This is a genomic window from Pseudomonas sp. NFX98, from assembly GCF_047784845.1.
Taxonomy (GTDB): domain Bacteria; phylum Pseudomonadota; class Gammaproteobacteria; order Pseudomonadales; family Pseudomonadaceae; genus Aquipseudomonas.
The window spans coordinates 153,217-179,391 of record NZ_JBLNNF010000015.1; the positions used below are offsets into that span (position 1 = coordinate 153,217).

The 26,175-nt window shown below is 60.6% G+C and carries 27 protein-coding genes; 15 read left to right on the forward strand and 12 right to left on the reverse strand.

Going from position 1 to position 26,175, the window contains the following annotated elements; all coding sequences use genetic code 11:
* Positions 1-71 precede the first annotated feature (71 nt).
* Entirely contained in the window at positions 72-827 is a 756-nt protein-coding gene (locus tag ACM110_RS20500; RefSeq protein WP_416129233.1) for a methyl-accepting chemotaxis protein, read from the forward strand.
* Positions 828-950: 123 nt separating this feature from the next.
* On the opposite strand, the gene ACM110_RS20505 is transcribed toward ACM110_RS20500, so the two are convergent.
* Positions 951-1,886 carry a LysR family transcriptional regulator gene (locus ACM110_RS20505; protein WP_416129207.1) on the reverse strand — a complete coding sequence of 312 codons (936 nt, stop codon included), beginning with the start codon at positions 1,884-1,886 and terminating at the stop codon, positions 951-953.
* 111 nt (positions 1,887-1,997) lie between these two features.
* Here ACM110_RS20505 and ACM110_RS20510 point away from each other — a divergent pair, with 111 nt between their 5' ends.
* The 3 genes from ACM110_RS20510 to ACM110_RS20520 all read left to right on the forward strand — a co-directional run bounded on the left by ACM110_RS20510 (position 1,998) and on the right by ACM110_RS20520 (position 4,068).
* A complete protein-coding gene (locus tag ACM110_RS20510) occupies positions 1,998-2,492 on the forward strand; it encodes a DMT family transporter (RefSeq protein ID WP_416129208.1) in 495 nt (164 codons plus the stop codon).
* Positions 2,492-2,947, forward strand: a complete 456-nt coding sequence (locus tag ACM110_RS20515) for a DMT family transporter (RefSeq protein WP_416129209.1) — start codon at positions 2,492-2,494, stop codon at positions 2,945-2,947. The genes ACM110_RS20510 and ACM110_RS20515 overlap by 1 nt, the downstream gene beginning before the upstream one ends.
* A 962-nt stretch (positions 2,948-3,909) precedes the next feature.
* Positions 3,910-4,068, forward strand: coding sequence for a metallothionein (locus ACM110_RS20520; RefSeq protein WP_416129234.1), 159 nt, complete (start codon positions 3,910-3,912; stop codon positions 4,066-4,068).
* Positions 4,069-4,143: 75 nt separating this feature from the next.
* On the opposite strand, the gene ACM110_RS20525 is transcribed toward ACM110_RS20520, so the two are convergent.
* Positions 4,144-4,371, reverse strand: a complete 228-nt coding sequence (locus ACM110_RS20525) for a DUF6555 family protein (protein WP_338582022.1) — start codon at positions 4,369-4,371, stop codon at positions 4,144-4,146.
* 147 nt (positions 4,372-4,518) lie between these two features.
* On the opposite strand from ACM110_RS20525, the gene ACM110_RS20530 reads away from it, so the two are divergent.
* From ACM110_RS20530 to mnmH, 5 genes are all read left to right on the forward strand, one after another.
* The gene (locus ACM110_RS20530) at positions 4,519-5,298 is read left to right on the forward strand and encodes an AraC family transcriptional regulator (protein ID WP_416129210.1); all 780 of its coding nucleotides are present in this window, start codon (positions 4,519-4,521) and stop codon (positions 5,296-5,298) included.
* A 101-nt stretch (positions 5,299-5,399) separates the two neighbouring features.
* Positions 5,400-5,573, forward strand: coding sequence for a DUF1427 family protein (locus ACM110_RS20535; protein ID WP_192304656.1), 174 nt, complete (start codon positions 5,400-5,402; stop codon positions 5,571-5,573).
* 30 nt (positions 5,574-5,603) lie between these two features.
* Positions 5,604-6,560 carry a quinone oxidoreductase family protein gene (locus tag ACM110_RS20540; protein ID WP_416129211.1) on the forward strand — a complete coding sequence of 319 codons (957 nt, stop codon included), beginning with the start codon at positions 5,604-5,606 and terminating at the stop codon, positions 6,558-6,560.
* A 60-nt stretch (positions 6,561-6,620) separates the two neighbouring features.
* Positions 6,621-7,655: a selenide, water dikinase SelD gene (selD, locus tag ACM110_RS20545; protein WP_416129212.1), complete on the forward strand. Its 1,035-nt coding sequence runs from the start codon at positions 6,621-6,623 to the stop codon at positions 7,653-7,655.
* Positions 7,655-8,758 (forward strand): tRNA 2-selenouridine(34) synthase MnmH, encoded by a 1,104-nt coding sequence (mnmH, locus tag ACM110_RS20550; protein ID WP_416129213.1) that lies wholly within the window; start codon positions 7,655-7,657, stop codon positions 8,756-8,758. The genes selD and mnmH overlap by 1 nt, the downstream gene beginning before the upstream one ends.
* A 111-nt stretch (positions 8,759-8,869) precedes the next feature.
* On the opposite strand, the gene ACM110_RS20555 is transcribed toward mnmH, so the two are convergent.
* Positions 8,870-9,544: a histidine phosphatase family protein gene (locus ACM110_RS20555; RefSeq protein ID WP_416129214.1), complete on the reverse strand. Its 675-nt coding sequence runs from the start codon at positions 9,542-9,544 to the stop codon at positions 8,870-8,872.
* Between the two features lie 368 nt (positions 9,545-9,912).
* Here ACM110_RS20555 and ACM110_RS20560 point away from each other — a divergent pair, with 368 nt between their 5' ends.
* Together ACM110_RS20560 and hemB are read left to right on the forward strand one after the other, a co-directional pair.
* Positions 9,913-10,623: a glutathione binding-like protein gene (locus ACM110_RS20560; protein ID WP_416129215.1), complete on the forward strand. Its 711-nt coding sequence runs from the start codon at positions 9,913-9,915 to the stop codon at positions 10,621-10,623.
* Positions 10,624-10,761: 138 nt separating this feature from the next.
* Positions 10,762-11,736, forward strand: a complete 975-nt coding sequence (hemB, locus tag ACM110_RS20565; RefSeq protein WP_416129216.1) for a porphobilinogen synthase — start codon at positions 10,762-10,764, stop codon at positions 11,734-11,736.
* A 121-nt stretch (positions 11,737-11,857) separates the two neighbouring features.
* Here the strand turns inward: hemB and ACM110_RS20570 are convergent, their stop codons facing one another.
* On the reverse strand, positions 11,858-13,393 hold the full coding sequence (locus tag ACM110_RS20570; protein WP_416129217.1) for an FAD-dependent oxidoreductase: 1,536 nt from the start codon (positions 13,391-13,393) through the stop codon (positions 11,858-11,860).
* A gap of 102 nt (positions 13,394-13,495) precedes the next feature.
* Positions 13,496-15,700 (reverse strand): TonB-dependent receptor, encoded by a 2,205-nt coding sequence (locus ACM110_RS20575; RefSeq protein WP_416129218.1) that lies wholly within the window; start codon positions 15,698-15,700, stop codon positions 13,496-13,498.
* Positions 15,701-15,928: 228 nt separating this feature from the next.
* Between ACM110_RS20575 and ACM110_RS20580 the strand changes: the two genes are divergently transcribed.
* Positions 15,929-17,020 (forward strand): DUF1615 domain-containing protein, encoded by a 1,092-nt coding sequence (locus ACM110_RS20580; protein ID WP_416129219.1) that lies wholly within the window; start codon positions 15,929-15,931, stop codon positions 17,018-17,020.
* 210 nt (positions 17,021-17,230) lie between these two features.
* Here the strand turns inward: ACM110_RS20580 and ACM110_RS20585 are convergent, their stop codons facing one another.
* From ACM110_RS20585 to ACM110_RS20600, 4 genes are all read right to left on the reverse strand, one after another.
* Complete coding sequence (locus ACM110_RS20585; RefSeq protein ID WP_416129220.1) at positions 17,231-17,632, reverse strand: hypothetical protein; 402 nt, start codon at positions 17,630-17,632, stop codon at positions 17,231-17,233.
* A 145-nt stretch (positions 17,633-17,777) separates the two neighbouring features.
* Complete coding sequence (locus ACM110_RS20590; RefSeq protein WP_416129221.1) at positions 17,778-18,482, reverse strand: anti-sigma factor domain-containing protein; 705 nt, start codon at positions 18,480-18,482, stop codon at positions 17,778-17,780.
* Positions 18,479-19,006 carry a sigma-70 family RNA polymerase sigma factor gene (locus ACM110_RS20595; RefSeq protein ID WP_416129222.1) on the reverse strand — a complete coding sequence of 176 codons (528 nt, stop codon included), beginning with the start codon at positions 19,004-19,006 and terminating at the stop codon, positions 18,479-18,481. Before ACM110_RS20595 ends, ACM110_RS20590 begins: the two co-directional genes overlap by 4 nt.
* A gap of 76 nt (positions 19,007-19,082) precedes the next feature.
* Positions 19,083-19,604: a DUF3455 domain-containing protein gene (locus ACM110_RS20600; protein ID WP_416129223.1), complete on the reverse strand. Its 522-nt coding sequence runs from the start codon at positions 19,602-19,604 to the stop codon at positions 19,083-19,085.
* Positions 19,605-19,755: 151 nt separating this feature from the next.
* Here ACM110_RS20600 and ACM110_RS20605 point away from each other — a divergent pair, with 151 nt between their 5' ends.
* Positions 19,756-20,385, forward strand: coding sequence for a glutathione S-transferase N-terminal domain-containing protein (locus ACM110_RS20605; protein ID WP_416129224.1), 630 nt, complete (start codon positions 19,756-19,758; stop codon positions 20,383-20,385).
* Positions 20,386-20,478: 93 nt separating this feature from the next.
* Here the strand turns inward: ACM110_RS20605 and ACM110_RS20610 are convergent, their stop codons facing one another.
* A complete protein-coding gene (locus ACM110_RS20610) occupies positions 20,479-20,919 on the reverse strand; it encodes a CBS domain-containing protein (RefSeq protein ID WP_084323695.1) in 441 nt (146 codons plus the stop codon).
* 369 nt (positions 20,920-21,288) lie between these two features.
* Here ACM110_RS20610 and ACM110_RS20615 point away from each other — a divergent pair, with 369 nt between their 5' ends.
* Positions 21,289-23,649 (forward strand): DNA polymerase II, encoded by a 2,361-nt coding sequence (locus ACM110_RS20615; RefSeq protein WP_416129225.1) that lies wholly within the window; start codon positions 21,289-21,291, stop codon positions 23,647-23,649.
* Here the strand turns inward: ACM110_RS20615 and ACM110_RS20620 are convergent.
* Together ACM110_RS20620 and ACM110_RS20625 are read right to left on the reverse strand one after the other, a co-directional pair.
* Positions 23,614-24,084 carry a DUF1810 domain-containing protein gene (locus ACM110_RS20620; protein WP_416129226.1) on the reverse strand — a complete coding sequence of 157 codons (471 nt, stop codon included), beginning with the start codon at positions 24,082-24,084 and terminating at the stop codon, positions 23,614-23,616. The genes ACM110_RS20615 and ACM110_RS20620 overlap by 36 nt on opposite strands.
* A gap of 27 nt (positions 24,085-24,111) precedes the next feature.
* A complete protein-coding gene (locus ACM110_RS20625) occupies positions 24,112-24,933 on the reverse strand; it encodes an aldo/keto reductase (RefSeq protein WP_416129227.1) in 822 nt (273 codons plus the stop codon).
* A 305-nt stretch (positions 24,934-25,238) separates the two neighbouring features.
* On the opposite strand from ACM110_RS20625, the gene ACM110_RS20630 reads away from it, so the two are divergent.
* Positions 25,239-25,976, forward strand: a complete 738-nt coding sequence (locus ACM110_RS20630; RefSeq protein WP_416129228.1) for a hypothetical protein — start codon at positions 25,239-25,241, stop codon at positions 25,974-25,976.
* Positions 25,977-26,175 lie beyond the last annotated feature (199 nt).

The following is a 26,175-nucleotide window of genomic DNA, read 5'->3' on the forward strand; positions in this document are numbered from 1 at the left end:
CCGAAATGACTTCGCAACTGACCGGGCTGGTGACGCAGGTGTCCGACCAGGCCCATCGTTCGGACAAGGCCATGGAGCGTCAGCGTCACGAAACCGATCAGGTCGCCACGGCGATCAACGAAATGTCCGCCGCTGCCCAGGAAGTGGCCAAGAGTGCGCAAAACGCGGCGGTGGCTGCCCAGCAGACCGACGAAGAAGGCCAGGCCGCCAAGCGTGTGGTGGCCGGCAGCATCGTCAAGATTCATGCACTGGTTGATGACATTCGCAGCAGCGGCGTATCGCTCGACAGCCTGCAAAAAGACGTGTCGTCGATCGTCAGCGTGCTCGGGGTGATCCGCTCGATTGCCGAGCAGACCAACCTGCTGGCGCTCAACGCCGCCATCGAAGCCGCTCGCGCCGGTGAGGCCGGGCGTGGGTTTGCGGTGGTCGCTGATGAGGTGCGGGCGCTGGCAAGCCGTACGCAAATCAGCACCCAGGAAATCCAGGGCATGATCGACCGTTTGCAGGCCGGCACCCAGTCGGCGGTGGAAGCCATGCGCCGCTCCAGCGAGGCTGGTGACGGAACGTCCGCGCAGGCCAACGAGGCGGGCACCTCGCTCGACACCATGGCGCAGTTGATCGCCACCATCAATTCGATGAACGCGCAGATCGCCAGCGCCGCCGAAGAGCAAACCGCCGTGGCTGAAGAGATCAACCGCAGCGTGCATCAGATTGCGGTGGCGGTGGACAACGTTGCCGGCGAAACCCAGCTCGGTGCGCAGACCTCCCGCAGTCTCGCGGATCTGGGGCAGCGGTTGGGCAGTTTGGTGGGGCAGTTCCGGATCTGACGGTCCCCTTAAACCTGTGGGAGCGGGCTTGCTCGCGAATGCGGTATGTCAGTCAATACATATGTTGACTGGTACACCGCATTCGCGAGCAAGCCCGCTCCCACATTGATCGAGGCGTTCGCACTACGGTCTATCCCAGTAGGGCACCTCGCCAAAGCACTCGACAAAGTAATCAATCACCGTTCTGACCTTAACCGACAAGCGTCGGCTGCCCGGCCAGAGCACGGCGATCTGCTGCGGCTCCAGGCTGTTTGACACCTGATAGTTCCTCAGCACCGGCACCAGCGTGCCGTTGCGCACCGCCTCACCAATCAACCACGACGGAAACATCACCAGCCCCAAGCCCTGTTCGGCGGCTTGCGTCAGGGTGTCGGCGTGGTTGCCGGTGATCGGCCCTTTCACCGAGTACGGCGTCCACGGCTGCTGGCCCTTGCGGAAAAACCAGCGTTGCAGCCCGGACACGCCTTTGTAGGCCAGGCACTGATGTTTGACGAGGTCGTCAGGATGCTGCGGCGTGCCGTGGCGTTCCAGGTAAGCGGGACTTGCCGCGACCTGAAAACGCTGGGGCGCCAGAACCCGCGCCTGCATGCTTGAGTCGTGCAGCGGTCCGATGCGAAACAGCAGGTCCGCGCCCTCCTGTAACGGTGCGACGTAGCTGTCGGTTTGCTGGATATCCAGTTGCAGCTTCGGATAGCGCGCGCACAACTGCCCCAGCCACGGTGTCAGATGCCGCTGGCCGAACACCACCGGCGCGTTGATCCGCACCAGCCCGCTTGGTTCGCTTTGCTGTTCCTGCAACGCCTGTTCGGCTTCCTCCAGTTGCACCAGCACCAATCGTGCGTGATCACCGAGCACTCGCCCGGCCTCGGTGGGTGTCACGGCGCGGGTGTGACGGTAGAGCAATTGCTGGCTGAGGGCCTGCTCCATCAACTGGATTTGTCGGGAAATCGAAGAGGGCGCCAGACCCTCACGGCGCGCGACTTCGGAAAAACTGCCATGGTCGAGCACCGCGACAAACAGCCGAAGTGCCTTGAATCCCAGTTCGTTGAGGCCGTGCATGGTGAATCCTGCTGTGCGAGTTACGCAAAAGTGTTGTCAGGATGCTCCCATTTATCGCACAGCAACGGCAATCGATAATGCGCGCCATATTTCCTTTAACGGTGTTCTCTTATGCAGTCTTCCTCTCTCGACAACGTTGGTGCAGTAGCGGCGCCCGTCACCCGGCCGGGGTTGCGGCTGTTGCTGCTGCCGCTGGTGATTCTGGCCGGCATGGGGCTGTCCGTAGAGGCCGGTTTGCTCGGGCCGCTGGGCGTTCAGGTCGGTCACTTGTGGGCGACCTTGAGCATTTTCGGCGTTGGCTCGGCGATCCTTTTTTTCCTGTTGCTGCTCAGCGGCCCTCAAAAGGGGCCGGCCCTGAGCGAGCTGCCGCGCTGGCAATTGATCGGCGGTTTTCTCGGGCCGGTCTATGTGGTGGTGTTGACGTTGGCGACGCCGCACATTGGCATTGCGATGACCATGATCGCGATTCTCTCCGGGCAGGTCGGCAAAAGTGTGCTGATCGACCATTTCGGCTGGTTCGGCGCCACCCGTAAAAAGGTCAACGCTGAACGTTGGCTGGCCTTGCTGCTGATTGTTGCGGCGCTTGTTCTGATTGCTCGGGGGTAATGATGAATCTGATTATTTTGTTGGCGGTGGTTGTGGCGGCTGGCGCGGTGTTGAGTGTGCAAGCGGCGATCAATGGACGTTTGGGCGAGACGGTCGGTGTATTGCGCAGCAGTTTGCTGACCTTCGTGGTGGGCGCGGTGTTGACCGGGTTGCTGATTGTGTTTTTCGAGCCGGCCCATGCGGTGAGCCTGCTGGAGGTGCCGAAGTGGCAGCTTGGCGGGGCGTTGTTTGGGGTGGTCTACATGATGGTCATGGTCGGCGCGGTGCCGCGGGTGGGGACTGCGGTGGCGACGGTGGCGGTGATTGTCGGGCAGTTGGGGATGGGGATGTTGATCGATAATTTTGGCTGGTTGGGGAATCCGGCTATCGAGTTGTCGGGGAGTCGGGTGTTGGCGATGGTGCTTTTGGGGTTGGCGCTTGTGTTTATGTATCGCAGTAGTCGGCGTGCGGTTTGACCTTGGCGGCCTCTGGGCCGACCAGGCTCCTGGGGTTTTGTGTACATATCCGTTGCTGCGGTAACGGCGGCTTAGGGTTTCGCCCTTACGGCGACTCCCTTTTTTACAAGCGCCTAAAAAAGGAAGCAAAAAACGCTCGCCCCTTACGTACGGCCCCTCGCTAGGGCTCGGGGTTCCTTCGCTCCGGCATTCATCCGGGGGCATCGCCTCCGGTCTGCTTCGCGACGACCTCCTCTCGATGTGTGCGGCTTCGCCGCACGGCGCTGCGCGCCCACCCCCGGATAAACGCCTCCACTCAGCCTCCCGATGGGGCGGGTGGATCAAGATCAAAAGCGGCAGGCGAGCTAACGCTCGGCCTGTGGAGTGGTGAAAAGCGTGGGTGTACGCCGATCTGTTTTTGCTCTTATGTAGGAGCATGGCTTGCCAGCGATGGCGTCCTCACAGCCAACCAATCCCTTTCAGATACACCCAATCCAACTGTGGGAGCCAGCTTGCTGGCGATGGCGGCCTGGCAGCCGACCAAAATCTTGCAGATATCCCCGCTCACTGTAGGAGCATGGCTTGCCAGCGATGGCGTCCTCACAGCCAACCAATCCCTTTCAGATACACCCAATCCAACTGTGGGAGCCAGCCTGCTGGCGATGGCGGCCTGGCAGCCGACCAAAATCTTGCAGATATCCCCGCTCACTGTAGGAGCATGGCTTGCCAGCGATGGCGTCCTCACAGCCGACCAATCCCTTTCAGATACACCCAATCCAACTGTGGGAGCCAGCCTGCTGGCGATGGCGGCCTGGCAGCCGACCAAAATCTCGCAGATCCCCGCTCACTGTGGGAGCTGGCTTGCCAGCGATGGCGTCCTCCAAACCACCGAATCTCTTCCAACTGTCCCCTCACCAACTCCTACACTGGTAAAACGGGCCATCAACCCAGCCCCCACGACCACCACAAAAGGAGTCAGCTCCATGTCCGATGACCGTAAATGCGACTGTCCGAAATGCAACTGCAAGCTCGGTGAGCATCCGATCGTGCGGCACGGCAAGCACTATTGCTGTGAAGCCTGCGCCAAGCATCACGAACACGGTGAAGAGTGCAGCCATCAAGGCTGCAAGTGCGCTCACTGAAAAGCATCGCACAAAGGAATGTGGAGCCTGGTCGGGCTCCACTTCCGGTTTCAAGCTTTTCCGCGTGTTTCGCTGTCAGTTGGCCGGTCGCCATTTAACATTTTCCACGCCGAATTTTTCTGCCATCGGCTTGCTGGTCTTTTGCACCTTTTCACGGCCAAAGCGCGGGATTCTTCCGATCCCTGCGTCGCAGCTGGCCCAATGCCAAGCCTCGGCGTTGTCCATTTTTTCCAGACGGATAATGAACGACTTGGGGGCGCCGTGAAGGGTGTATTCAATGACGAAAAGTTTTGCGTTGTTCATAAAGCCCTACTTCCTCCCTGTTGTACTTAGAAGGATCGCGGGCCACCGGGAAAATTCAGTCGGATTGTCAGGCGGTTGCCGTTGCTGGCGGCATCGGCGTCGCCTCGTTACCATGGCATGTCCCCCCAACCCCAATGATCATTGACCATGGCCCTTGCCGCACCGCCAGATCTGACCGATACCGATGTGCCGGTGCAACCGCTGGCGCGGACGTACCCGCGCGGGTTGTTCATTGAGCCGCACGAACATGTCTGGGGGCAGTTGCTGTATGCGATGAGCGGGGTGATGTGGGTCGAGACGCCGCAAGAAGCGCTGGTGGTGCCGCCGCAACGCGCCGTGTGGTTGCCGCCGGGTGTGCCCCACGGGATTCGCGTGGTGTCGGACCTGCAAATGCGCAATATCTACCTGCGGCCGTCCCTGGCCGCGACGCTGGATGACAGCGTGCAGGTGATTGAGGTGGGCGGGTTGTTGCGCGAGTTGATCGTGGGCCTGGTGGAGCAGGGCGATGACGGTGCTCCCGAATATTACGAAGCATTGGTGGGCCTGGCGCTGCTGGAGCTCAAGCGGGCCAGGCGCTCGCTGCTGAAGATCCCGTTGCCGGACGATTCCGACCGGCGTTTGATGAATCTCTGTCAGGCGGTCATGGCCCAGCCATCGCTGGATATTCCCTTCGAACAACATGCCGAAAACGCCGGCGCCAGCGTGCGTACCCTCGCGCGGTTGTTCAAGGATGGGCTGGGCATGGGTTTCGCCGAGTGGCGGCGGCAGGTGCAACTGGCGATGGCGGCGGCGGAGTTGATTCAGGGTGTGCCGGTCAGTGCGATTGCCCGGGAACTGGGCTATTCGCCCAGCAGTTTCAGCGACATGTTCCGTCGGGCGCTGGGCGTGGCGCCTTCGCAGTATTCAGCGAGTCAACGCCAGGGCTGAGTCGAGTCGGTGTTTGGCCGAAATTCAGAAGCACTTGGCCGGTGTTCGCGGTCCTCCCTCTCTAGACTCCAGGCATACCTCAATCGCCCACGGAGTCTGCCTTGAGCTACTTCATTTCACTGGTTATCGGTCTAGGTGTCGGCCTGCTCTACGGCGCCCTGGATTTTCGTTCGCCCGCGCCACCGGCCATTGCGCTGATAGGCCTGCTGGGCATGCTCGCCGGTGAAAAACTCTGGCCGATGGGCCGGCAGTTGGTTGCTGGCTGGATTTCCTGAAACCACTTCGCCTACTCGATGGATACATTCATGAAAGCATTACAGTTCGACAAAACCGGCGACCTCGCGGCCCTGCGCTACGTCGACGCGCCGACGCCCGTTGTCGGTGCCGATGAAGTCCTGGTGGAGATCAAGGCAGCCGGCCTCAATCCCAGCGACGTGAAGAACGTTTTGGGACGCTTTCCGTACACCACGCTGCCGAGGATTCCCGGCCGTGATTTTGCCGGCGTCGTGGTGCAAGGCCCGCAGGCGCTGCTCGGGCAAGAGGTTTGGGGAACGGGTCGTGAATTGGGTTTCTTCGCCGATGGCTCCCACGCGCAGTTCGTCAAACTGCTGGCCAATGGCGTAGCCCTCAAACCGACGCATTTGAGTTTCGCTCAAGCCGCCAGCCTTGGCGTGCCCTACACCACGGCGTGGGATGCGCTGGAGCGCAGCCTGGTGAACGCCGAAACCCGCTTGCTGGTTATCGGTGGCGGGGCGGTGGGCAGTGCCGCGCTGGCACTGGCGAAGGTGCGGGGTGCCAAGCTGCTGGCGGCGGCGCGCCGGCCGGAGCAGGTCAAGGACTTGCAGGCCCAGGGTTATCAAACGCTGCAACTGGAAAAATCCGAAGATCTGGGCGCGCAAGTGAGCGCTGTGTTCACCGGTGGCGCCGATGTGATCTTCGACACCACCGGCTTCTGGCTGCCGGCCTCCGTCGCGGCTTTGGCCCCGTTCGGGCGCATTGCAATCATCGCCGCGCCGGTCGATGGCATGGTCCAGTTGCCGGCGCTGGCGCTGTATCGCAAGGGCGGTTCGGTGGTGGGGATCAACTCGTTGCTGTATGGCGTGCAAGCCTGTGCGGCGATGCTCGACCAGTTCGGCAAGTTCTTCGATCAGGACTTGCTGCCGTTGCCTCAGGGGTTGTTCGAATCGCCATTGGCTGAAGGGCTGGAGCGATATGCCGAAGTGAATCAGGGCAGTGGCGACAAGGTGATTCTGTTGCCGTAAGTCGATCCTTCAAAATCGCGTTGGTATAAACTCCTCGCATTATTTTGCGAGGTGTCCCTGATGAGCGAGCCGATACGCCTGACCCAATACAGCCACGGCGCTGGCTGTGGCTGCAAGATTTCCCCCCAGGTGCTGGAGGTGATTCTGGCCGGCAGCGGCGCGCAGAATCTTGACCCGAAACTGTGGGTCGGCAATGCCTCGCGCGATGACGCGGCGGTGTACTCCATCGATGAAGAGCGCGGCGTGGTGTCGACCACCGATTTTTTCATGCCGATCGTCGACGATCCGTTCGATTTCGGGCGCATTGCCGCCACCAATGCCATCAGCGATATCTACGCCATGGGCGGCGATCCGTTGATGGCGATTGCGATCCTCGGCTGGCCGGTTAACGTACTGGCGCCGGAGATTGCCCGGGAAGTGATTCGCGGTGGTCGTTCGGTGTGCGACGAGGCGGGTATTCCACTGGCCGGCGGACACTCCATCGACGCGCCGGAACCGATCTTCGGCCTGGCCGTCACCGGCCTCGTGGAAAAGCGTCACATGAAGCGCAACGACACCGCCACCGCCGGTTGCCTGCTGTACCTGACCAAACCCCTGGGCATCGGCATCCTCACCACCGCCGAGAAGAAGGGCAAGTTGCGTAACGCCGACATCGGCCTGGCACGCGACTGGATGTGCACCCTGAACAAGCCCGGCAGCCGCTTCGGCAAGCTTGAGGGTGTGACCGCGATGACCGACGTCACCGGTTTCGGCCTGCTCGGGCATCTGGTGGAAATGGCCGACGGCAGCCACCTGACCGCGCGTATCGAGTTCGACCGGGTGCCACGCTTGCCGGGCGTCGAGTATTACCTCGAACAAGGCTGCGTTCCCGGTGGCACCTTGCGCAATTTCGACAGCTACGCCAGCAAACTCGGGCGGTTGCAGGAGCTGCACAAGCGCGTGCTGTGCGATCCGCAGACCAGCGGTGGCCTGTTGATCGCCGTTACTCCCGAAGGCAATACCGAATTCCTCAAGGTCGCCGCCGAGCTGGGCCTGGACCTGGCGCCGATCGGCGAACTGGTTGAGCGACAGAGCAACGCGGTCGAGGTGTCTTGATGTCTGTCGACTACACCGATTACCGCGACATCTTCCTCAACGACCGGCCGATGATGGATGCCCGTGCGCCCGTCGAATTTGCCAAGGGCTCGTTTCCCGGCGTGATCAACCTGCCGCTGATGAACGACCACGAGCGGCAGCGGATCGGCACCTGCTACAAGCAACACGGTCAGCAGGCCGCCATCGAACTGGGTCATCAACTGGTATCTGGCGCGGTCAAGGCCGAGCGCATCCAGGCCTGGGCGGATTTCGCCCGGGCGCATCCCGATGGGTTTTTGTATTGCTTTCGTGGCGGTTTGCGTTCGCAGATCGTCCAGCGCTGGCTCAAGGACGAGGCGGGCATTGACTACCCGCGCGTCGGGGGCGGCTACAAAGCCATGCGTACGTTCCTGCTGGACACCGTCGACCAGGCTGTCGCCCATTGCGATTTCGTTTTATTGGGCGGCATGACCGGCACCGGTAAAACCGAAGTCCTCACGCAATTGAGCAACGGGCTGGACCTGGAAGGTCACGCCAATCATCGCGGTTCCAGCTTCGGCAAACGCGCCACCGGCCAACCGTCGAATATCGATTTCGAGAATCGTCTGGCCGTGGACCTGCTGAAAAAACGCGCCCACGGCCTCGAACAATTCGTATTGGAAGACGAGAGCCGCGCGATCGGCAGTTGCGCGTTGCCATTGCAGCTGTTTCAGGGCATGCAGCAGTTTCCGATGGTCTGGCTCGAAGACAGCCTGCAAGGGCGGGTCGAGCGGATCCTGCGCGATTACGTGGTGGATTTGTGTGCCGAGTTCATCGCTGTGCATGGCGAGGAAGGTTTTGCGCTGTTTTCCGAGCGTTTGCTGGCGAGCTTGAACAATGTGCAGAAGCGCCTGGGCGGTGAGCGGCATCGGCGGATGTTGATCCTGATGGAAGACGCGTTGGCCGAGCAGGGGCGCAGCGGCGCGGTGGATTTGCACCGGGGCTGGATCGAAGGGTTGCTGGTTGAGTATTACGACCCGATGTATGTATTTCAGCGGGAGAAGAAAGGCGCACGGATCGAGTTTGCGGGGGAGCGGGGGGCGGTTGTTGAGTATTTGCGGGAGCGGCTGAGTCAGCGAGGGTGAAAGTGGTTTCGCTGGCCCCATCGCGGGCAAGCCTTGCTCCTACAAGGTCGGCGTCGTTCAACTGTGGGAGCGGGCTTGCCCGCGATGAGGCCCGCCCAGACAAAGCAAAACTCAAGTCGGGCAAGTCTCCTGCCCATTATCCAGCCCCTGCTTGTAAACGTGGCTTTGCAGGCTGGCCTTGCCGTTGTGCCAGGTCAACGTCAGCACATACAGCGAATCGAAGTCGCTGGATTCCCAATCTTCGGTGATCTTCTGCTTCTTGCCGACAGCTTCCCCGGCGACCTTGTTGATCAGTTCAGGCAGATAGCCGTGGGACCAGGCGGTGTAGATCACCGAGTTGTGGTACTTGTCGTGGAGCAGTTCATCGGCCAGGTCGCTGGTGTCGTTGGCCGAATATTTGATGTTCACCGGCAGGCCGAGTTTGATCGCGCTGGGGCTGATGGTCATCAATGGGCGAATGTAGCTGTAGGAATTGTCCAGCTCACCCTCCTCGACGTTGCGCGTCGGGTTGGCGGCAAACACATAGTTGGCCTTGCCGAATTTTTCCGGCAGCAAGGTCGCCAGATCGATTGCGCGGTTCAGGCCCTGGCAGTTGAGTTGGCCGAGGCCACCTTCGGGTTTTTCGGCGTGGCGCAGGAACACCAGCGTCTGAGTGCCGTCCGCCGTTTGGGCGCGGCTTTCGCGGGACTCGAGCAACATGAACAACGCGCTGGCCGCCAGCAGGGCGGGCAGGAATATATAGGCGCGATGTTTGAAGCGATTGGCGAGTTTCAGAAAATTCTTCATGGAAAAAAGGGTTCTTCAGCGTATTGGGTTAAGGCTGACAAACCTTTACACCGCGACTTGTCCTGAGTCGGGTGTTTTCCATGTCGTGGAGCCGGTCCGTTTCAAAAGGGCAGTGCTCAGAGTCCTCTGAAGCCCATTGGTTCGATTCCGGCCGAGAGCGCAGCAATCTACCGGTAACCTTCAACGAGTTGCAGCGAAGGTTATCGACAGGATGTTGCGGATTTATGGACACCCTACACTGAAGGCCTGAAAGCACACTGTGATCTGCATTGATCTCGACCATCAGCGTTATTGATGGCGCTAACGGTCCCAATCCGTGTGATCTCCATAATCATCGGCATTCTCAATTTTCTCGTGGATCCAACCCCATGACCGATTTGTCTGCGTTTTCCATCACTCAAAAATGGCCGGCCCAGTATCCGGAGTGGATTCAGCTGTACTCCTTGCCGACCCCCAACGGCGTCAAGGTCTCGATCATGCTCGAAGAAATCGGCCTGCCTTATGAGCCGCATCGCGTTGGCTTCGACACCAACGACCAGATGTCCCCGGAATTCCTGTCGTTGAACCCCAACAACAAGATCCCGGCCATCCTCGACCCCCACGGCCCGGATGGTCAGCCGTTGCCGTTGTTCGAGTCCGGGGCGATCTTGATTTACCTGGCTGACAAGAGCGGGCAGCTGCTGGCTCAGGAAGGCGCGACTCGCTACGAAACCATCCAGTGGCTGATGTTCCAGATGGGCGGGATCGGTCCGATGTTCGGCCAGCTCGGTTTCTTCAACAAGTTCGCCGGCAAGGATTACGAAGACAAGCGTCCGCGTGACCGTTATGTCGAGGAAAGCCGACGCCTGCTCAGCGTCCTCGATAAACGTCTGGAAGGGCGTGACTGGATCATGGGCGAGCGTTACACCATCGCCGATATCGCGACGTTCCCGTGGATCCGCAACCTGATCGGCTTCTATGAGGCCGGTGATCTGGTCGGCATCCAGAATTTCCCGAACGTCACCCGCGTACTTGAGAAATTCCTGGCGCGGCCGGCGGTGAAGCGTGGTCTGGAAATCCCGAAACCCATCACCAACTAAAACGCCTCCCTGCAGGAGCGAGCCTGCTCGCGAAAAACGTCCAGACAACGCGAACTTTCAGACAATGCGCGTTATCGTTGACGACCATCGCGAGCAGGCTCGCTCCTACATTTTGTCCCCCGATTTTCAGGATTACCCATGTCCAGCCAGTTCCCCGAAGCACGTCCACGCCGTCTGCGCCGCAATGCGAGCCTGCGCAGTCTGTTCCAGGAAACCGAATTCAGCCTGAACGACCTGGTGCTGCCGATTTTCGTCGAAGAAGACATCGATGACTTCGTACCAATCAAAAGCATGCCGGGTGTGGTGCGCATTCCCGAATCGAAACTGGCCGGCGAGATCGAACGCTATGCCCGCGCCGGGATCAAGTCGGTGATGACGTTCGGCGTGTCCCATCATCTGGACAGTTATGGCAGCGATACCTGGCGCGAGGATGGACTGGTATCGCGCATGTCGCGCATCGCCAAGGATGCGGTGCCGGACATGATCGTCATGTCCGACACCTGTTTCTGCGAGTACACCGATCACGGCCATTGCGGCGTGCTGCACAACCATGAAGTCGACAACGATCAGACCCTGATCAACCTCGGCAAACAAGCGGTGGCTGCAGCCAGCGCCGGGGCTGATGTGATTGCACCTTCGGCGGCCATGGACGGGCAGGTCCAGGCGATTCGCCGGGCGCTCGATCAGGCCGGGTTTACCCAGACGGCGATCATGGCCTATTCGACCAAATTCGCGTCGGCCCTTTACGGCCCATTCCGCGAAGCCGGCGGCAGCGCGCTCAAGGGCGACCGCAAAAGCTATCAGATGAACCCTATGAACCGCCGCGAAGCGCTGCGCGAATCGCTGCTGGATGAACAGGAAGGCGCCGATGCGCTGATGGTCAAACCGGCAGGTGCGTACCTGGACATCATCCGCGACATCCGCGAAGCCTCGCGTTTGCCGCTGTCGGCGTATCAGGTCAGCGGCGAGTACGCGATGATCAAGTTCGCCGCGCAGGCCGGCGCCATCGATGAAGACCGTGTGGTGCGCGAGAGCCTCGGGGCAATCAAACGGGCCGGGGCGGATTTGATTTTCACCTACTTTGCGATGGATCTGGCGTTGGCCGGGATCTGACTAACACTGCAAAACCCTGTGGGAGCGGGCTTGCCCGCGATAGCGGTATGTCAGACACATAGATGCTGGATGTGCCGCCGTCATCGCGGGCAAGCCCGCTCCCACAGGGGGCATGGTGTTTTCAGGGAACGCTGAAAAACGGTCGAATCCCCTGATGACTGAAATACCGCTCAATCACCTTCGGATCGGAACTCGTCTCGGCGATCGCCACATAGGTATCGGGCCGCAACAGGTAAAAGCCGTTGCGCCCCAGGCCTGCGGTTTCAAACGCCGGTCGCCAGTCGAACACATGCAGCGGCAAATGATGCTCGCTGCACCAGGCGATCATCTCGTCGCTGGTGTCGCCATACACATGCACCTGCCAGCCTGGACACTTCAGCGATTCGAAATTGTCGCCCTCGCCATCGTGTGCCCAGGGCAGGCGGTCGCCGCCATGGACGTGTCCGGCAACACCCGTGCTCAACGGCATGCCCCGGTAATTCAAAGTGATTTGCGAGACCGTGCGGAAGAGGAATTCGCGGGAGATCTCAAACGAAGCCATTTTCGGAATCAGGAACGGCGCCAGGCGCGTGCGCAGCAGGTCGGCGATACGGCCTTCGGCGGTGGCGAACGTGAAGACCCGGTCGGTGGTTGCCACCAGTTTGCGGGCAAACGCGATGCGTTCGGTTTCGTAGGTGGCGAGCAATCTGGCCTCGGCACCGCCGCTCAATACGGCCGCGAGTTTCCAGGCCAGGTTGATCGCATCGCCAATCCCGGTATTCATGCCCTGGCCCCCGGCGGGGCTGTGCACATGGGCCGCGTCGCCCAGTAGAAACGCGCGTCCGGTGCGGAAGTGATCTGCCACCCGATGATGCACACGATAGGTCGAGAACCAGTTCACTTGCTCGATCTTCACCTTCATGTGCTCGATGGCCTGGCTGCTGACGTCTTCGAACCGCAGGGTTTCGGCGTGCTCGGCGCGTTCGTCGCGCACCGTGCCGATCAAGCGCGCACGGCCTTGGCCGTCCAACGGGAACACGGCGAGGAAATCCGCTTCATCGAGATCCAGGTGCAGTTCGCCATTGGCCGTCGGTCCGCTGGTCTGCACATCGGCAACATAGAAAATCTGCTGATAAGTCCCACCGGGAAACGCGGTGTCGAGGGTTTTGCGCACGATTGAACGAGCGCCGTCGCAACCGGCCAGATAACAGGTCTGACAGGTTTCTTGCTGGCCGTCGGGCAGGCGCAACGTGGCGGTGATGCCATCCCCGGTTTCCTCGAAACCGAGCAACTCGGTGTCGCGTTCGACGGTAATGCCGAACGTGGCGAGGCGTTCGATCAGCAGCCGCTCATGTTCATCCTGCGGGAAGATTTCGAGGAACGCGTAGGGCGTGAGGCCTTCGCCGACGCGGCTCAGCGGCAGGCGCACCACGGGCTTGCCCTTGACCCAGAAATTGGCCGCCGCCACGCGGTGGCCTTTTTCCACGATAGCGTCGGCAAGGCCGAGCTGGCGATACAACTCCAGCGTCCGCGCCTGCACGGCCAACGCCCGGGACGTGGTGCCGGGTGTCGAGGTTTTATCGAGAATCCGCACGCGGATTCCCAGTTTGCTCAGCCACAGTGCCAGTACCAGCCCGGTCGGCCCGGCGCCGATGATCAACACGTCGCTACGCTGCATGAGCCTGTCCTCCTTTCCGTGTGCAGCAAGTATGGTCCAGCCTTGCGGGGCGGCCAGGTTGGCCGCCAAACGGAAATGATCGAGAGGCAATGCGTTCAGCGATCAGAAGTCGATCGTGCCCGACAACTTCGCCGTCCGTGGTTCACCCTGGGTCAGGAAGCCGCCCTGGGCCGATTCCCAGTACTCCTTGTTGGCCACGTTCTCGACGTTGAAGCGCAAGGTCACGTCTTTTTCCTGAACCCTGAAGGCATAACGCGCACCAGCGTCGAAGCGGTTCCAGGTCGGCAGGCTAAGGTTGTTCGCCGCGTCGGCGTACTGACCGCCAGTGCGCAACATCCGCCCGTTGAGAGCGACGCCTTGCAGGCCGGGGACATCCCAATCGACGCTGGCGTTGAACTGGAAGGTCGGTACGCCGATGGCGTGGTTGCCGTCGTTGAGGCCGTCCTGGGTTTTCTTCAGTTCGGTGTCCATGACCGTCACGCCACTGAGCAGGCGCAGGCCTTCGAGCGGTTCGCCGAACACGTTGAGTTCCACGCCTTTGTTGACCTGCTCACCGTCGTGAATGAACTCTGCCGTGGTGGCATCGATGGCTTGGGTGTAGCCATCCGCCGGTTGCTCGATGCGATACACACCGAGGGTCGCGCCATAGTTGCCCATGTCGACTTTCACGCCGGCTTCGATCTGTTTGGAACGGGCCGGTGAAAAGGCCTCGTTGCCGTTGACCACCACACGCGAGCCGGCAGTGGTCGGTGCAATCGGACCTTCAGCCAGGCCTTCGATGCGGTTGGCGTAGAACGACACGTGTTCCCATGGTTTGAACACGATGCCGTAGACCGGGGTGGTGATCGACTTGTCGTAGTTTGACGTGCGCGGCCCGGAACCATAAGCGTAGTTCTGCACCACCAATTGCTGGCGCCGCACGCCGACGGTCACCAGCAATCGGTCATCCATGAAGCCCAGGGTGTCGGAGGCCGCGCCACTGCGGGCGAAGGTTTTGCCGGTGATGCCGGGATCATGCAAGTCGCCGCCGGAGAAGCCGGGCTGGGGCGCCGGCACGTCCACCGGGTGATAGATGTTGTTCGGGTATTGAGTCAGGTCAAAATCGAAGGCGTTGCGCTGTTGGGTCCAGACGCCAGCCAGGCCAAGGTTGAGTTGGTGGGTGACCGGGCCGGTGGCGAATCTGCCCCGCAGGCCACCCATGGCGCTGGTGTTGTCCTCGTCATGGGGAATGAACGAGCCGGAGGTGGTGGAGCTGCCATCGTTACCGACCAGGGTGGTGCCGTCGTAGTTGCCGACCTCGCGGGTGTGCTTGGCGCCGGCAGCGACATAGGCCGTCCAGCTCTCGTTCAGGTCGTACTCGGCGCGCAGCATGCCGAAGGTGTCTTCGATCTGGCTGAAGCCCCACTTCTGCGCGTAGTTGGTGTCGGCCGATGGCGCATCCGGGATGTGCGTGGTGTTGCCCAGGTTCACCGAGCTGCGGCCAGCGTTGATGCGTTCCTTGGAATAGATGAAGTCGCCGGAAATGCGCAGGGCATCGCCGCGGTAGTCCAGGCCGATGGCGAACAGCTTGGAGCGCTGGTTTTCATCGTCGATGGCGGTGTCGCCTTCGCGCTGGGACAGGTTGATCCGCGCGCCGAAGCGGTTGTCTTCGCCAAAGCGCTGACCGACATCGATGTGCTCGCCGATGCGGCCGTCATCGCTGATGTCCATGGTGAAGCGCCGCAGGGGCGTGTCCACGGCACGCTTGGGTTGCACGTTGACGCCGCCGCCGATGCCGGAGCCGGACGGGGTCACGCCGTTGATGAAGGAGTTCGGGCCTTTGAACACTTCCACACGCTCCAGGGCATCGGTGGAAATGATCTGCCGCGGCAGGATGCCGTACAGGCCATTGAAGGAAATATCGTCGCCATTGAGGGGCAGGCCGCGGATCATGAAGGTCTGTGCCTGGTTGGAAAACCCGGAGGCCTGGCGCACCGATGAATCGTTGAGCAGAACATCACCGACGTTTTCGGCTTGCTGGTCGCGGATCAGTTCTTCGGTGTAGGCGGTGACGCTGAAGGGCACGTCCATGATGTCCTGGTTGCCCAGCACGCCCAGTTGCCCGCCCCGTGCGACTTGACCCCCGGCGTACACCGGAGGCAGATCCGGTGGCACCGGGGCGTCGGCATTGACGTTGACATCGCCCAGCACCAGCGGTTTTCCTTCGGTGGGTTCGGGCGTTGCCGCAAAGGCCGTCATGGATATTGAGCAGAGCAGGGCGAGCAGGGTCGGGCGAAAAGGTACGCAGGGAAGGGCTGGAGAAGTCATGGTCCGGTCCTGGGCGGCGCGCCGCCGATAGGTAAGTTGGAACGGCGCGGGTACTCCTTGCGCAAATGCGACTCCAGACACAAATGGTAGTTGTTCCCAAATGTATTGCAAAAACTGTTTGTCATTAGCCTCGCAGTCCGTGAACGGAGCCTCGCAAGCCATGGTCATAGCCAGCACCATGCCATCGGCCTTATCGTCGACCCGGCGCATCGAATGACCAGGAGCCACATGCAAGCCCATCGATTGATCATGAGCCTCGCCGCGTTGCTGGTGCTGGCCGGTTGCAGCAGTCAACGGACCCAGGAGCCACCGGCGCGCAAACCCGCCGAGGTCAAGGCGGAAATCGTGCGCCTGCTACCGGCGAAAACCGTCGACCGCCAGGGCTGGGCCACGGATATCTATGCGGCATTCGCCGCGCAAAACATCGCGCCGACCACGCAAAACCTCTGTGCGGTACTGGCCGTCACTGAGCAGGAGTCGACTTTTCAGGTTGATCCCACCGTGCCCGGCCTGGGTAAGATCGCCCGTGACGAAATCGACCGCCGGGCAGCCTCGGCGCACATTCCCGGTCTGTTGGTCAGCGGGGCTCTGCGGGTCAGTTCGCCCAATGGCAAAACCTACAGCGATCGATTGAATGCGGCGCGCAGCGAGAAGGAATTGAGCGCGATTTTCGATGATTTCATCGGCATGGTGCCGATGGGCAAGACGCTGTTCGCAGGCTTCAACCCGGTGCATACCGGCGGGCCGATGCAGGTCAGCATCGAGTTCGCCGAGCAACAGGCCAAGGATTATCCCTACCCGGTGGACGGTTCGATCCGCCGTGAAGTCTTTACCCGTCGTGGCGGTATGTACTTCGGCATCGCCCATTTGCTCGGCTATCCGGTGAATTACCCGCAGCCGTTGTATCGCTTCGCCGATTTCAACGCCGGTTGGTACGCCAGCCGCAATGCCGCGTTCCAGAATGCCGTGAGTCGAGCTTCGGGCATCCCCTTGGCGCTGGATGGCGACCTCGTTCGCTACGGTTCGATCATGCCCGGCACCACGGAACTGGCGGTACGCACCCTCGGCAAGCAACTGGACATGCGCAATCCGACGATCAGGGACCAACTGGAGGAGGGCAACACGCTGGCGTTCGAGAACAGCAAGCTGTATCAGCGGGTCTTTGCATTGGCGGAAAAGGCTGAAGGGCGGCCACTGCCCCGCGCGGTGCTGCCGGGGATCGTGCTGCAAAGCCCGAAAATCACCCGCAAACTCACCACGGCATGGTTTGCCAAACGAGTCGATGAGCGTTACCAGCGCTGCATGGCGCGTGCGAATTAGTTCCTTCAGGGAAATGCGGTCAACTGTAGGAGCGAGCCTGCTCGCGATGGACGTTAACGATGACGCGTACTCACAGGATTAACGCGGCGCACTTGAGGTCATCGTCGGAACGCCGCCCGGAGCAAGCTCGCTCCCACAGGAGATTGCACGCACGAAAAAGCCCGGCTGATCAGGCCGGGCTTTTCGGGGTATTGCGGTGAAGCGATTCGTTTAGGCGACAGTGTTGCCTTGCAGGCGGTCGGAGCCATCGGCAGCCACTTCATTACCTTTCAAACGATCCGAACCATCGGCGGCGACTTCATTGCCTTTCAGGCGATCAGAGCCATCGGCGGCGACTTCATTGCCTTTCAGGCGATCAGAGCCATCGGCAGCCACTTCATTACCTTTCAAACGATCCGAACCATCGGCAGCGACGCGGTTTTCGATCAGGCGATCAGAACCGCCTTCAGCCACACGATTCTGGATCAGACGATCCGAACCACCTTCAGCCACACGGCTTTCAATCAGTCGATCCGAGCCGCCTTCAGCGACTACAGGTTGAGCAGAAGTTGCGGCGAAAGCGTTAACCGCAAAGATCGAGAAAGCGATGCTGAGGATGGTTTGGCGTTTCATGATCGTGTGCTCCGGGGTGTAATGGGTTGGTATGGAGCTGATGTTACGCCGCGCAATTTTTAAGAGAACTTCATTGACGTGATTGTGAACATCGACGGCATTGATAGAGCGAGCGACATACCTGTCGTGCGGCTGATGATGCCGCTCAGAGCACTTTCACCGCGCGCCCGATGAACTGAATCGGCCCGGTCGGTTTGCCGATTGGCGAGCCATTGGGGTTTTCCAGGGTCAGTTCGAACAACTGGTTCGGTTCCAGTGGCGGCAATTTATCCAGCGGCACCGACAGTGTTTGGCCCGGTTTCACCAAACCGAGTGACACCGGCCCCTGCCAGCCTTCGCCTTTGGTCCAGAATTCCAGCGCCTTGTCTGCGGGCACCTCCACAACGCCCAGCGGGATCAACTGGATTTCTCTGGGGTTGCTGGCCTGGATCACCCAGCCCGGAGCCTTGTCCTGCGGGGCGACCAGCACCACGAGGTAGGTTGGTTTGACCGTGGTTTGCGTCAGCAACATCGTGCCGAGCAACAGCGTCGCGGCCAGCCCTGCACCGGCAAGCCCACGCCACAGTGGCAGGCGGTTCCACCAGGACGCCGCCGTTGGCTGGTGGTTCAGGGCATTCAGGCTGCGTTCGATGCGCCGCCACAAATGTGTCGATGGGGTGTACGGCTCGGCCAGTTCGGTCAGGCCCAGCAAGCGACGTTCCCAGGTGTCTATCGCGGTGCGCAGCCCGATATCGCTGTGCAGGCGTCGCTGAACTTCCGTTCTCTGTTCGGCCGACAGCGTCCCCAGCACGTATTCACTGGCCAGTTCGTCGAGCGCTTCCGGGGTTTCGTCGGTGGGTCTGGTGATCATCCCATGCACTCCCGCAATGCCGTCAGGCTCCGCTTGATCCAGGCTTTGACGGTGCCCAGCGGGGTACCGAGTTTGTGTGAAATCTGCGCGTGGGAATAACCGTCGACGTAGGCGTGCACAATGCAGCTGCGTCGCGCCGGTTCCAGTTGTTCCAGGCACAGATGGATGCGTGCCGAGTGTTCCTGTATTTCGAAGGTCTGTACGTCGTCCGGCAGATCGACATCGCCTTGCACCTCGCGGCTGTGATCACGCAGGTGGTTGAGTGCCAGATGCCGGGTCACGCTGAACATCCAGCCTCGCGCCGAACCCCGCGCCGGGTCAAAACGCCCGGCGCCGCTCCAGATCTTCAGGAACGCATCGTGGACGATGTCCTCGGCCAGCGCCGTGTCGCGCACCAGACGCTTGGCCACTCCCAGCAACCGCGGGCTCTCCTGCACATACAAATCGCGCAGGGCCTGACGCTCACCGCGTGCGCAGCGAGCCAGGTGCTGTTCGTAATCAAAAAGCGGTTCGGGCAGGGACACTGTTCTCGTCCGGCAATGGGGTGAAATGTCGAATGCAATCTAGCAAACAAACGGCATTCGGGTCGGATTCAGGGATTTAACTGGCCGCCCAGAAAATATAATCCGCCTGATACTTCACCACTTCCTGCTTGCCCTTGTTGGCCGTCGTGCACTCGGTGCCCGGCGCGACGCCACCCTTGAGGGCGACACGCTGGATGTAACTGACGCCGCTCATGGCGCCTTTGCCTTCGGCCGGGTTGGCCTTGACCAATTGGTAAGGCAGGTTGCCCGGACTCGACGGCGCGACAGCCAATTGGGTGCCAGTGACTTTCGACCCGTCCTTGGCTTGCCAGGTGGCCGGTGGTCCGAAATAGGTGCCAACCTGCTTGCCGCTGCGATCATTGAGTACGGCTTTGGGGCCGACGAAGGTCCATTCGGTCTGGCCGGCTGCATTGGCCTTGTCCCGGCACTCGTAGGTAATCTCGCCGACTCCGGTGGTTTCCATGGCGACCTTGTGCCCGTCCGGTACCTTGATGCTGTCGGGCAGGCCGGTCTGGGCGTAGGCCGCAGGGATGGCAGTGAACAATCCGACAAGGCAAATCAGCTGTTTGGCGTTCATCAATAGCTCTCCGAAAGTAAGTACTGCGCTCGACAGCAACAGGGGCTGCTACAGGTACTACCCTTGGATAAGCGTTTTGGATGCAGTGCGCTGAAGAAATTTTTCAACGGGGTCAGAGTCAGCTGCTAGAGAGCAACCCAAGGAGGTGTGTATGTACCAGCTCTATGGTCATAAGAATTCGGGCGCGGCGGCGATCGAGGCCGCACTGGAGCTGTGTGAGATTCCTTATCGTTTCATCGATGTCGAGTCATCCCCGGAGGCCGCCCAGGCTCTGGAAAAGCTCAACCCGCTCAAGCAGATCCCCACGCTGCAATTGCCCGATGGCGGCATCCTCACCGAGAGCGCGGCGATCCTGATTCATCTCGGGATGACGTTTCCCCGCTCGAAGCTATTGCCGTATGAAGCCGCGGAACGAGACCAGGTCATTCGCGGGATGGTATACATCGTCAGCAATTGTTATGCGGCCATTGGCATCATCGATTACCCCGAACGCTGGCTGGTCAGGGCGGATGAGGTGTCGCGAGAAAACCTCATGGCTGGCGCCCGGCAGCGTCTTCACTGGAGTTGGGAAGTGTTTGCCGACCAGTTTTCCGCTGAGCTGTATCTGGGGGACGAAAAACCCGGCGCTCTGGACGTGCTGGCCGCGGTGATTACGCGATGGGCCGGGAGCCGGGAGCATTTGCGCACCACCCGGCCGGGGTTTTTCGCGTGGCTGGAACGTATTGATCGGCATCCGACACTGGCACCGGTCTTCGCCCGGCATTGGCCCGCGCCCTTGTAGGAGCAAGGCTTGCCCGCGATGAACGATGACTCGGTTGGCCTGAAAACCGAGGTGCCTCAATCGCGGGCAAGCCTTGCTCCTACAGGACTCGCATTACTCGCCGCGAATGTACTGCTCTAGCTGACGAATCAGTTCAGCCTGTTCGGCGATGGCTTCCTTGACCAGGTCACCGATCGACAGCAGGCCGATCAACTTGCCGTTTTCCACCACCGGCAAGTGACGCAGGCGTCTGTCGGACATGATGCCCAGGCAGGTGTCGACAGTCTGGTGGGTGTCCACGGTGATCACCGGCGACACCATGATGTCGCGCACCGGCGTACCCACCGAAGAACGGCCATGCAGCACCAGTTTGCGCGCGTAGTCCCGCTCGCTGATGATGCCCAGCACTTGGTCGTTTTCCACCACCAGCAAGGCTCCGACGTTCTTTTCGGCCATTTTCATCAGCGCTTCGAGCACCATGTGATCCGGTTTGATCTGGTGCACTTCCTGGTTTTTCTGATCTTTCAGCTTGAGCAGTTGCGCGACGGTTTTCATGGCGGTTTCCCGGGTATTGTCGTTGTTATTGAAGAATCGTAGACGCAAGCGTTCAGGGCAAGGGCGAAAGCGGCAGATAACACTCAAAAAACGTCATTCGGCGGTTTTTTTCCCAGAACACCCACTTTCTGTAGCAGCTGCCGAGCCTGCGAGGTTGCGTTCGGCTGCGCAGCAGTCGCAAAACCGGCGAACGCGTTTTGCCTGATACACCGCAGCGCCTGAATTTACGACTGCTGCGCAGCCGAACGCAGCCTCGCAGGCTCGGCAGCTGCTACGGGGTGTTGGTGGGCGTCGGCAGGATGTTTGGGCGCTATCGTCGGCGATCACGCGTAGAATCATCACCCTGAATCAAATCTGAGGTTTGCAGTGGTGGATTTACCGCAGGGCTTCGTCCTGACCCGGCATTGGCGCGATACCCCGGCCGGCACGGAAGTCGAGTTCTGGCTGGCGACCGACAGCGGTCCGCAGTGTATCCGCCTGCCTCATCAGCCGTCGGTGGCGTTCATTCCGGCCGCGCAGCGTGAACAGGCCGAGGCGCTGTTGCACGACGAGAAAAACGTCGAGCTCAAAACCCTGGCGCTGCTGGATTTCGAACATCGACCGGTGCTCGGTCTGTATTGCCGGCAACACGGACAGTTGATGCGCCTGGAAACTGCGCTGCGTCGGGCCGGCATCGAGGTGTACGAAGCTGACGTGCGCCCGCCCGAGCGCTACATGATGGAGCGCTTCATCACTGCACCGGTACGCTTTAGCGCCACGCCGGGTGCCGATGGCCTGCTGCTCGATGCACAGATGAAACCCGATCCGGATTACCGACCGAGCCTGAAACTGGTGTCGCTGGACATCGAAACCACCGCTCAGGGCGACTTGTACTCCATCGCCCTGGAAGGCTGCGGCGAGCGCCAGGTGTACATGCTCGGCCCGGCCAATGGCGACGACAGCGAGGTGGATTTCCAGCTCGAATACTGCGAGTCACGAACGCTGCTGCTGAAAAAACTCAACGACTGGTTCGCCCAACATGACCCCGATGCGATCATCGGCTGGAACGTCGTGCAGTTCGACCTGCGGGTGTTGCACGAACATGCCCGGCGCCTGGCGGTGCCGCTGAAACTGGGGCGTGGCGGCGATGAAATGCAGTGGCGCGAACACGGCAGCGGCAACCATTACTTTGCGTCCGCCGCTGGCCGGCTGATCATCGACGGCATCGAAGCCCTGCGTTCGGCAACCTGGAGCTTCCCGTCGTTCAGCCTGGAAAACGTCGCGCAAACCCTGCTGGGCGAAGGCAAGGCCATCGATACCCCGTATCAGCGCATGGACGAAATCAACCGCATGTTCGCCGAGGACAAACCGGCGCTGGCCAAGTACAACCTCAAGGACTGCGAACTGGTCACGCGGATCTTCGCCAAGACCGAGTTGCTGACATTCCTGCTGGAACGGGCCAGCGTCACCGGTTTGCCGGTGGACCGCATGGGCGGCTCGGTGGCGGCGTTCACGCATCTGTATATGCCGTTGATGCATCGCCAGGGCTTCGTCGCGCCGAACCTGGGCAGTAAGCCAGCGCAAGCCAGCCCCGGTGGTTTTGTCATGGACTCGCAACCGGGCCTGTACGAGTCGGTGCTGGTGTTCGACTACAAAAGCCTCTATCCGTCGATCATCCGCACGTTCCTCATCGACCCGGTGGGGCTGATCGAAGGGCTCAAGCACCCTGACGATGGCGACTCGGTGCCAGGCTTTCGCGGGGCGCGGTTTTCCCGCACGCGGCATTGTTTGCCGGCCATCGTCTCGCGGGTCGCCGAGGGCCGGGAAACCGCCAAGCGCGAACACAACGCGCCCCTTTCTCAGGCGCTGAAAATCATCATGAATGCCTTCTACGGCGTGCTCGGGTCCAGCGGTTGCCGCTTCTTCGATACGCGTCTGGCGTCATCCATTACCTTGCGCGGCCACGAGATCATGCTGCGCACCCGCCAGTTGATCGAGGCCCAGGGCCACACGGTGATTTACGGCGACACCGACTCGACCTTCGTCTGGCTGCGCCGTGCCCACGGTCAACAGGAAGCCGCGCAGATCGGCCAAGCGTTGGTGGATCACGTCAATCAGTGGTGGCGTGAACATGTGCAGCAGGATTACGGCCTGGAAAGTGCGCTGGAGCTGCAATACGAAACCCACTACAAACGCTTTTTGATGCCGACCATTCGCGGGGCGGAGGAGGGCAGCAAGAAGCGTTATGCCGGACTGGTCACCCGCGCTGATGGCACCGACGAGATGATCTACAAAGGCCTGGAAACCGTGCGCACCGACTGGTCGCTGCTGGCCCGGCAGTTCCAGCAAGAGCTGTATTCAATGATCTTCCACCGCAAACCGTATCAGGACTACGTGCGCGATTACGTGCGCAAGACCCTGGCCGGCGAGTTCGATGATCGGCTGATCTACCGCAAGCGCCTGCGCCGAACCCTCGACGACTATCAGCGCAACGTGCCGCCGCATGTGCGGGCGGCGCGCATCGCCGACGAATACAACGACCAGCAGGGCCGCCCAAGGCAGTACCAGAACGGAGGCTGGATCAGCTACGTGATCACCGTCGCCGGCCCCGAGCCGCTGGAAATCCGCAGCGCACCCATCGATTACGATCACTACATCAGCAAACAGCTGCAACCGGTGGCGGACGCGATCCTGCCGTTTGTCGATGACGATTTCTCAACCCTGATTGGTGGGCAACTGGGCTTGTTTTGAGTCCATCAGCGACAACGTCCAGTCATCCAGTATGCCGTGGAAGTACTGGTTCAAGGCTTGGTGGAACGGGCTGTCGTCGGCGGCGACCTGGGCGAACAGGGTCATCGATGAGTGAAATTTCAGGTCATCGGGATGACCGAAAATGGCCGCCACCGAACGTTGCTCGATGTTCAGCACTTCCTGGGTGCAGGTGCGCAATCGGGCACCCAACAGGGGATGATCAAGGTAAGCCTGCGCTTCTTCCCGGGAGCGGATGGCGTAGCGTCGGGACATTTCGCTGCCGCCCAGCCCGGCAAACTGCGGAAAGACGAACCACATCCAGTGGCTGCGTTTGTGGCCGGCATTCAATTCGGCCTGGACCCGGTCGAACACCGGGTCTTGCGCCTGGATAAAGCGTTGCAGGTTAAAGTCGTCCGGTTGATCGGTGCTTCTCATGTCGAAGCCCTCTGACAGCGTGATGGCTCAGACCATGGCCAGCCGCTGCTTGCGTTTGGGCGCGTGAAACGCTTGGTCCAGCGCCTCCAGATCCCCAGCCTCCAGTTGCAACTGCGCCGCTTGCGCATTGAGTCGCACATGTTCGGGGCGGACCGCCTTGGGGATGGCAATCACTCCGTCCTGCCGAAGCAGCCATGCCAGCGATACCTGGGCGGGCGTCACGCCGTGGCGGGCAGCCACTTGTTTGAGCGTAGCGTTGGCGAGCATCTTGCCGCCCTGGCCGATCGGGCAGTAGGCCATGACCGGCATCTGGTGCTGCTGGCACCAGGGCAATAGATCAAATTCTATGCCACGTTCTTCCAGGTTGTAGAGCACCTGATTGGTGGCGCAGGCCGGGGCGTTCAATTCCTGCAGATCATCGACGTCGAAATTGGACACGCCCCAGCGGCCGATCTTGCCCGCTTCGCGCAGGCGTTCGAAGGCTTCGACGGTTTCTTCCAGCGGGTACTGGCCTCGCCAGTGCAGCAAGTACAGGTCGATATGATCAGTTTTTAGCCGGCGCAGGCTGCGCTCGCATGCCTCGGGGACGCCTTTGCGGCTGGCGTTGTGTGGGTAGACCTTGCTGACGAGGAAGACGTTGTCGCGCTGGCCGGCGATAGCCTGTGCCACCACTTGCTCGGCGCCGCCCTCGGCGTACATCTCGGCGGTGTCGATCAGGGTCATGCCCAGTTCGATACCCTGGCGCAGGGCGGCGACTTCTTCTTTTTGGCGGGTGTGGTCTTCGCCCATCTGCCAAGTGCCTTGGCCGATGACGGGTACGTGGATGCCGGCCAGTTGTAGCGTGCGCATGCTTGGTTCCTTTTGGGCATTATTGTGGTTGGCATCAGCATAGCCTTTGGGTTCATTTGATTGCTTCGGTTATACGCTCGGCTTGGTAGGAGCTGCCGAAGGCTGCGATCTTTTGATCCTGATCTTGAAAACCAAATCAAAAGATCGCAGCCTCGTTGCACTCGACAGCTCCTACAGAGGTAAGCAACCTGACTGCCGGTGATCGATTGCTCACCCGCACCACTGCACTTTTTCCAATTGACCGGCTCTATCCATAGCCGTTGCGGCGAATCCCGCCGCACAGGAATGTGTCAGTCCAATCCCTTATGGTTCGAGTGTTGCCCTTTAACCTTGTCCGCGTTCGCCTGTTGGCCGGTCTGTTGCTGCTCTGCGCCAGCGGCTGCAGTCATCAGCCAGGCAATGACCTTTTTACCCAGATCCGCGAAGGAAAACCCCAGGAATTCCTGCAAACCAGCGTCGACCGCATGGCCACGCTGACCATGCGTGACAACCTCGACAGCCTTTATCTGCTGATGAGCAAGCTCTACTTGCGCAACCCCGATGAACTGAAAAAATCCGGCTTCCTCGACGCCCGCACCGCCGGCAAGCAAGTACGCTTGGCCATCGAGCAGCAACAGCCGTTACCCACCCTGGGCGGAAAAAAAGACCTGGCGGCGTTGCGCTTTGCCATGAGTCCGGAGTTTCTCGGCGACCGGGTCGGGGCGTTTATTTATGCCATCGGCAGCATGCTGGTCACCGCCCACGGCAATCGCCTGGAGTTCTACATGACGGACGCAATCAACCCGACGTTCGTCAGCAACGCCGCGCGCAACATTGAAATCGCCACCTGGATCTTGAGCCAGCGACAGAACAAGGATGGCCAGCCGATGCTGTTCTCCAACGAAATCTCGGAGGAGGGCAGCAACCTGAGTTTTGCCGTGGAGTTCGGCAAGATCGTTGCGAGGCTGGACTTGTTGACGCAGATGCTCGATGAGCGCTACCGGCGCATCGGTCTGAATTATGCGCAGAGCCTGTTGTTTCTGAATTTCCTGCCGGTGCAATAACCCCCACCGTAACCCCCTGTAGGAGCTGTCGAGTGCAACGAGGCTGCGATCTTTCAATCTTGAAAAATCAAGTCAAAAGATCGCAGCCTGCGGCAGCTCCTACAGGGTGGTGGCGAGTAAGGCATAAAGATAGATCGTATCGATATAACTGGTTATAAGAAAAATCGCTATGCTGCGGGCCAGATTTTCCCTGCGGTCT

Excerpts from the sequence above, each read along its gene's own strand:
- ACM110_RS20500 (WP_416129233.1), top strand. The coding sequence starts at position 72 with ATGGAGCGTCAGCGTCACGAAACCGATCAGGTCGCCACGGCGATCAAC.
- ACM110_RS20505 (WP_416129207.1), bottom strand. The coding sequence starts at position 1,886 with ATGCACGGCCTCAACGAACTGGGATTCAAGGCACTTCGGCTGTTTGTC.
- ACM110_RS20510 (WP_416129208.1), top strand. The coding sequence starts at position 1,998 with ATGCAGTCTTCCTCTCTCGACAACGTTGGTGCAGTAGCGGCGCCCGTC.
- ACM110_RS20515 (WP_416129209.1), top strand. The coding sequence starts at position 2,492 with ATGATGAATCTGATTATTTTGTTGGCGGTGGTTGTGGCGGCTGGCGCG.
- ACM110_RS20520 (WP_416129234.1), top strand. The coding sequence starts at position 3,910 with ATGTCCGATGACCGTAAATGCGACTGTCCGAAATGCAACTGCAAGCTC.
- ACM110_RS20525 (WP_338582022.1), bottom strand. The coding sequence starts at position 4,371 with ATGAACAACGCAAAACTTTTCGTCATTGAATACACCCTTCACGGCGCC.
- ACM110_RS20530 (WP_416129210.1), top strand. The coding sequence starts at position 4,519 with ATGGCCCTTGCCGCACCGCCAGATCTGACCGATACCGATGTGCCGGTG.
- ACM110_RS20540 (WP_416129211.1), top strand. The coding sequence starts at position 5,604 with ATGAAAGCATTACAGTTCGACAAAACCGGCGACCTCGCGGCCCTGCGC.
- selD (WP_416129212.1), top strand. The coding sequence starts at position 6,621 with ATGAGCGAGCCGATACGCCTGACCCAATACAGCCACGGCGCTGGCTGT.
- mnmH (WP_416129213.1), top strand. The coding sequence starts at position 7,655 with ATGTCTGTCGACTACACCGATTACCGCGACATCTTCCTCAACGACCGG.
- ACM110_RS20555 (WP_416129214.1), bottom strand. The coding sequence starts at position 9,544 with ATGAAGAATTTTCTGAAACTCGCCAATCGCTTCAAACATCGCGCCTAT.
- ACM110_RS20560 (WP_416129215.1), top strand. The coding sequence starts at position 9,913 with ATGACCGATTTGTCTGCGTTTTCCATCACTCAAAAATGGCCGGCCCAG.
- hemB (WP_416129216.1), top strand. The coding sequence starts at position 10,762 with ATGTCCAGCCAGTTCCCCGAAGCACGTCCACGCCGTCTGCGCCGCAAT.
- ACM110_RS20570 (WP_416129217.1), bottom strand. The coding sequence starts at position 13,393 with ATGCAGCGTAGCGACGTGTTGATCATCGGCGCCGGGCCGACCGGGCTG.
- ACM110_RS20575 (WP_416129218.1), bottom strand. The coding sequence starts at position 15,700 with ATGACTTCTCCAGCCCTTCCCTGCGTACCTTTTCGCCCGACCCTGCTC.
- ACM110_RS20580 (WP_416129219.1), top strand. The coding sequence starts at position 15,929 with ATGCAAGCCCATCGATTGATCATGAGCCTCGCCGCGTTGCTGGTGCTG.
- ACM110_RS20585 (WP_416129220.1), bottom strand. The coding sequence starts at position 17,632 with ATGAAACGCCAAACCATCCTCAGCATCGCTTTCTCGATCTTTGCGGTT.
- ACM110_RS20590 (WP_416129221.1), bottom strand. The coding sequence starts at position 18,482 with ATGATCACCAGACCCACCGACGAAACCCCGGAAGCGCTCGACGAACTG.
- ACM110_RS20600 (WP_416129223.1), bottom strand. The coding sequence starts at position 19,604 with ATGAACGCCAAACAGCTGATTTGCCTTGTCGGATTGTTCACTGCCATC.
- ACM110_RS20605 (WP_416129224.1), top strand. The coding sequence starts at position 19,756 with ATGTACCAGCTCTATGGTCATAAGAATTCGGGCGCGGCGGCGATCGAG.
- ACM110_RS20610 (WP_084323695.1), bottom strand. The coding sequence starts at position 20,919 with ATGAAAACCGTCGCGCAACTGCTCAAGCTGAAAGATCAGAAAAACCAG.
- ACM110_RS20620 (WP_416129226.1), bottom strand. The coding sequence starts at position 24,084 with ATGAGAAGCACCGATCAACCGGACGACTTTAACCTGCAACGCTTTATC.
- ACM110_RS20625 (WP_416129227.1), bottom strand. The coding sequence starts at position 24,933 with ATGCGCACGCTACAACTGGCCGGCATCCACGTACCCGTCATCGGCCAA.
- ACM110_RS20630 (WP_416129228.1), top strand. The coding sequence starts at position 25,239 with ATGGTTCGAGTGTTGCCCTTTAACCTTGTCCGCGTTCGCCTGTTGGCC.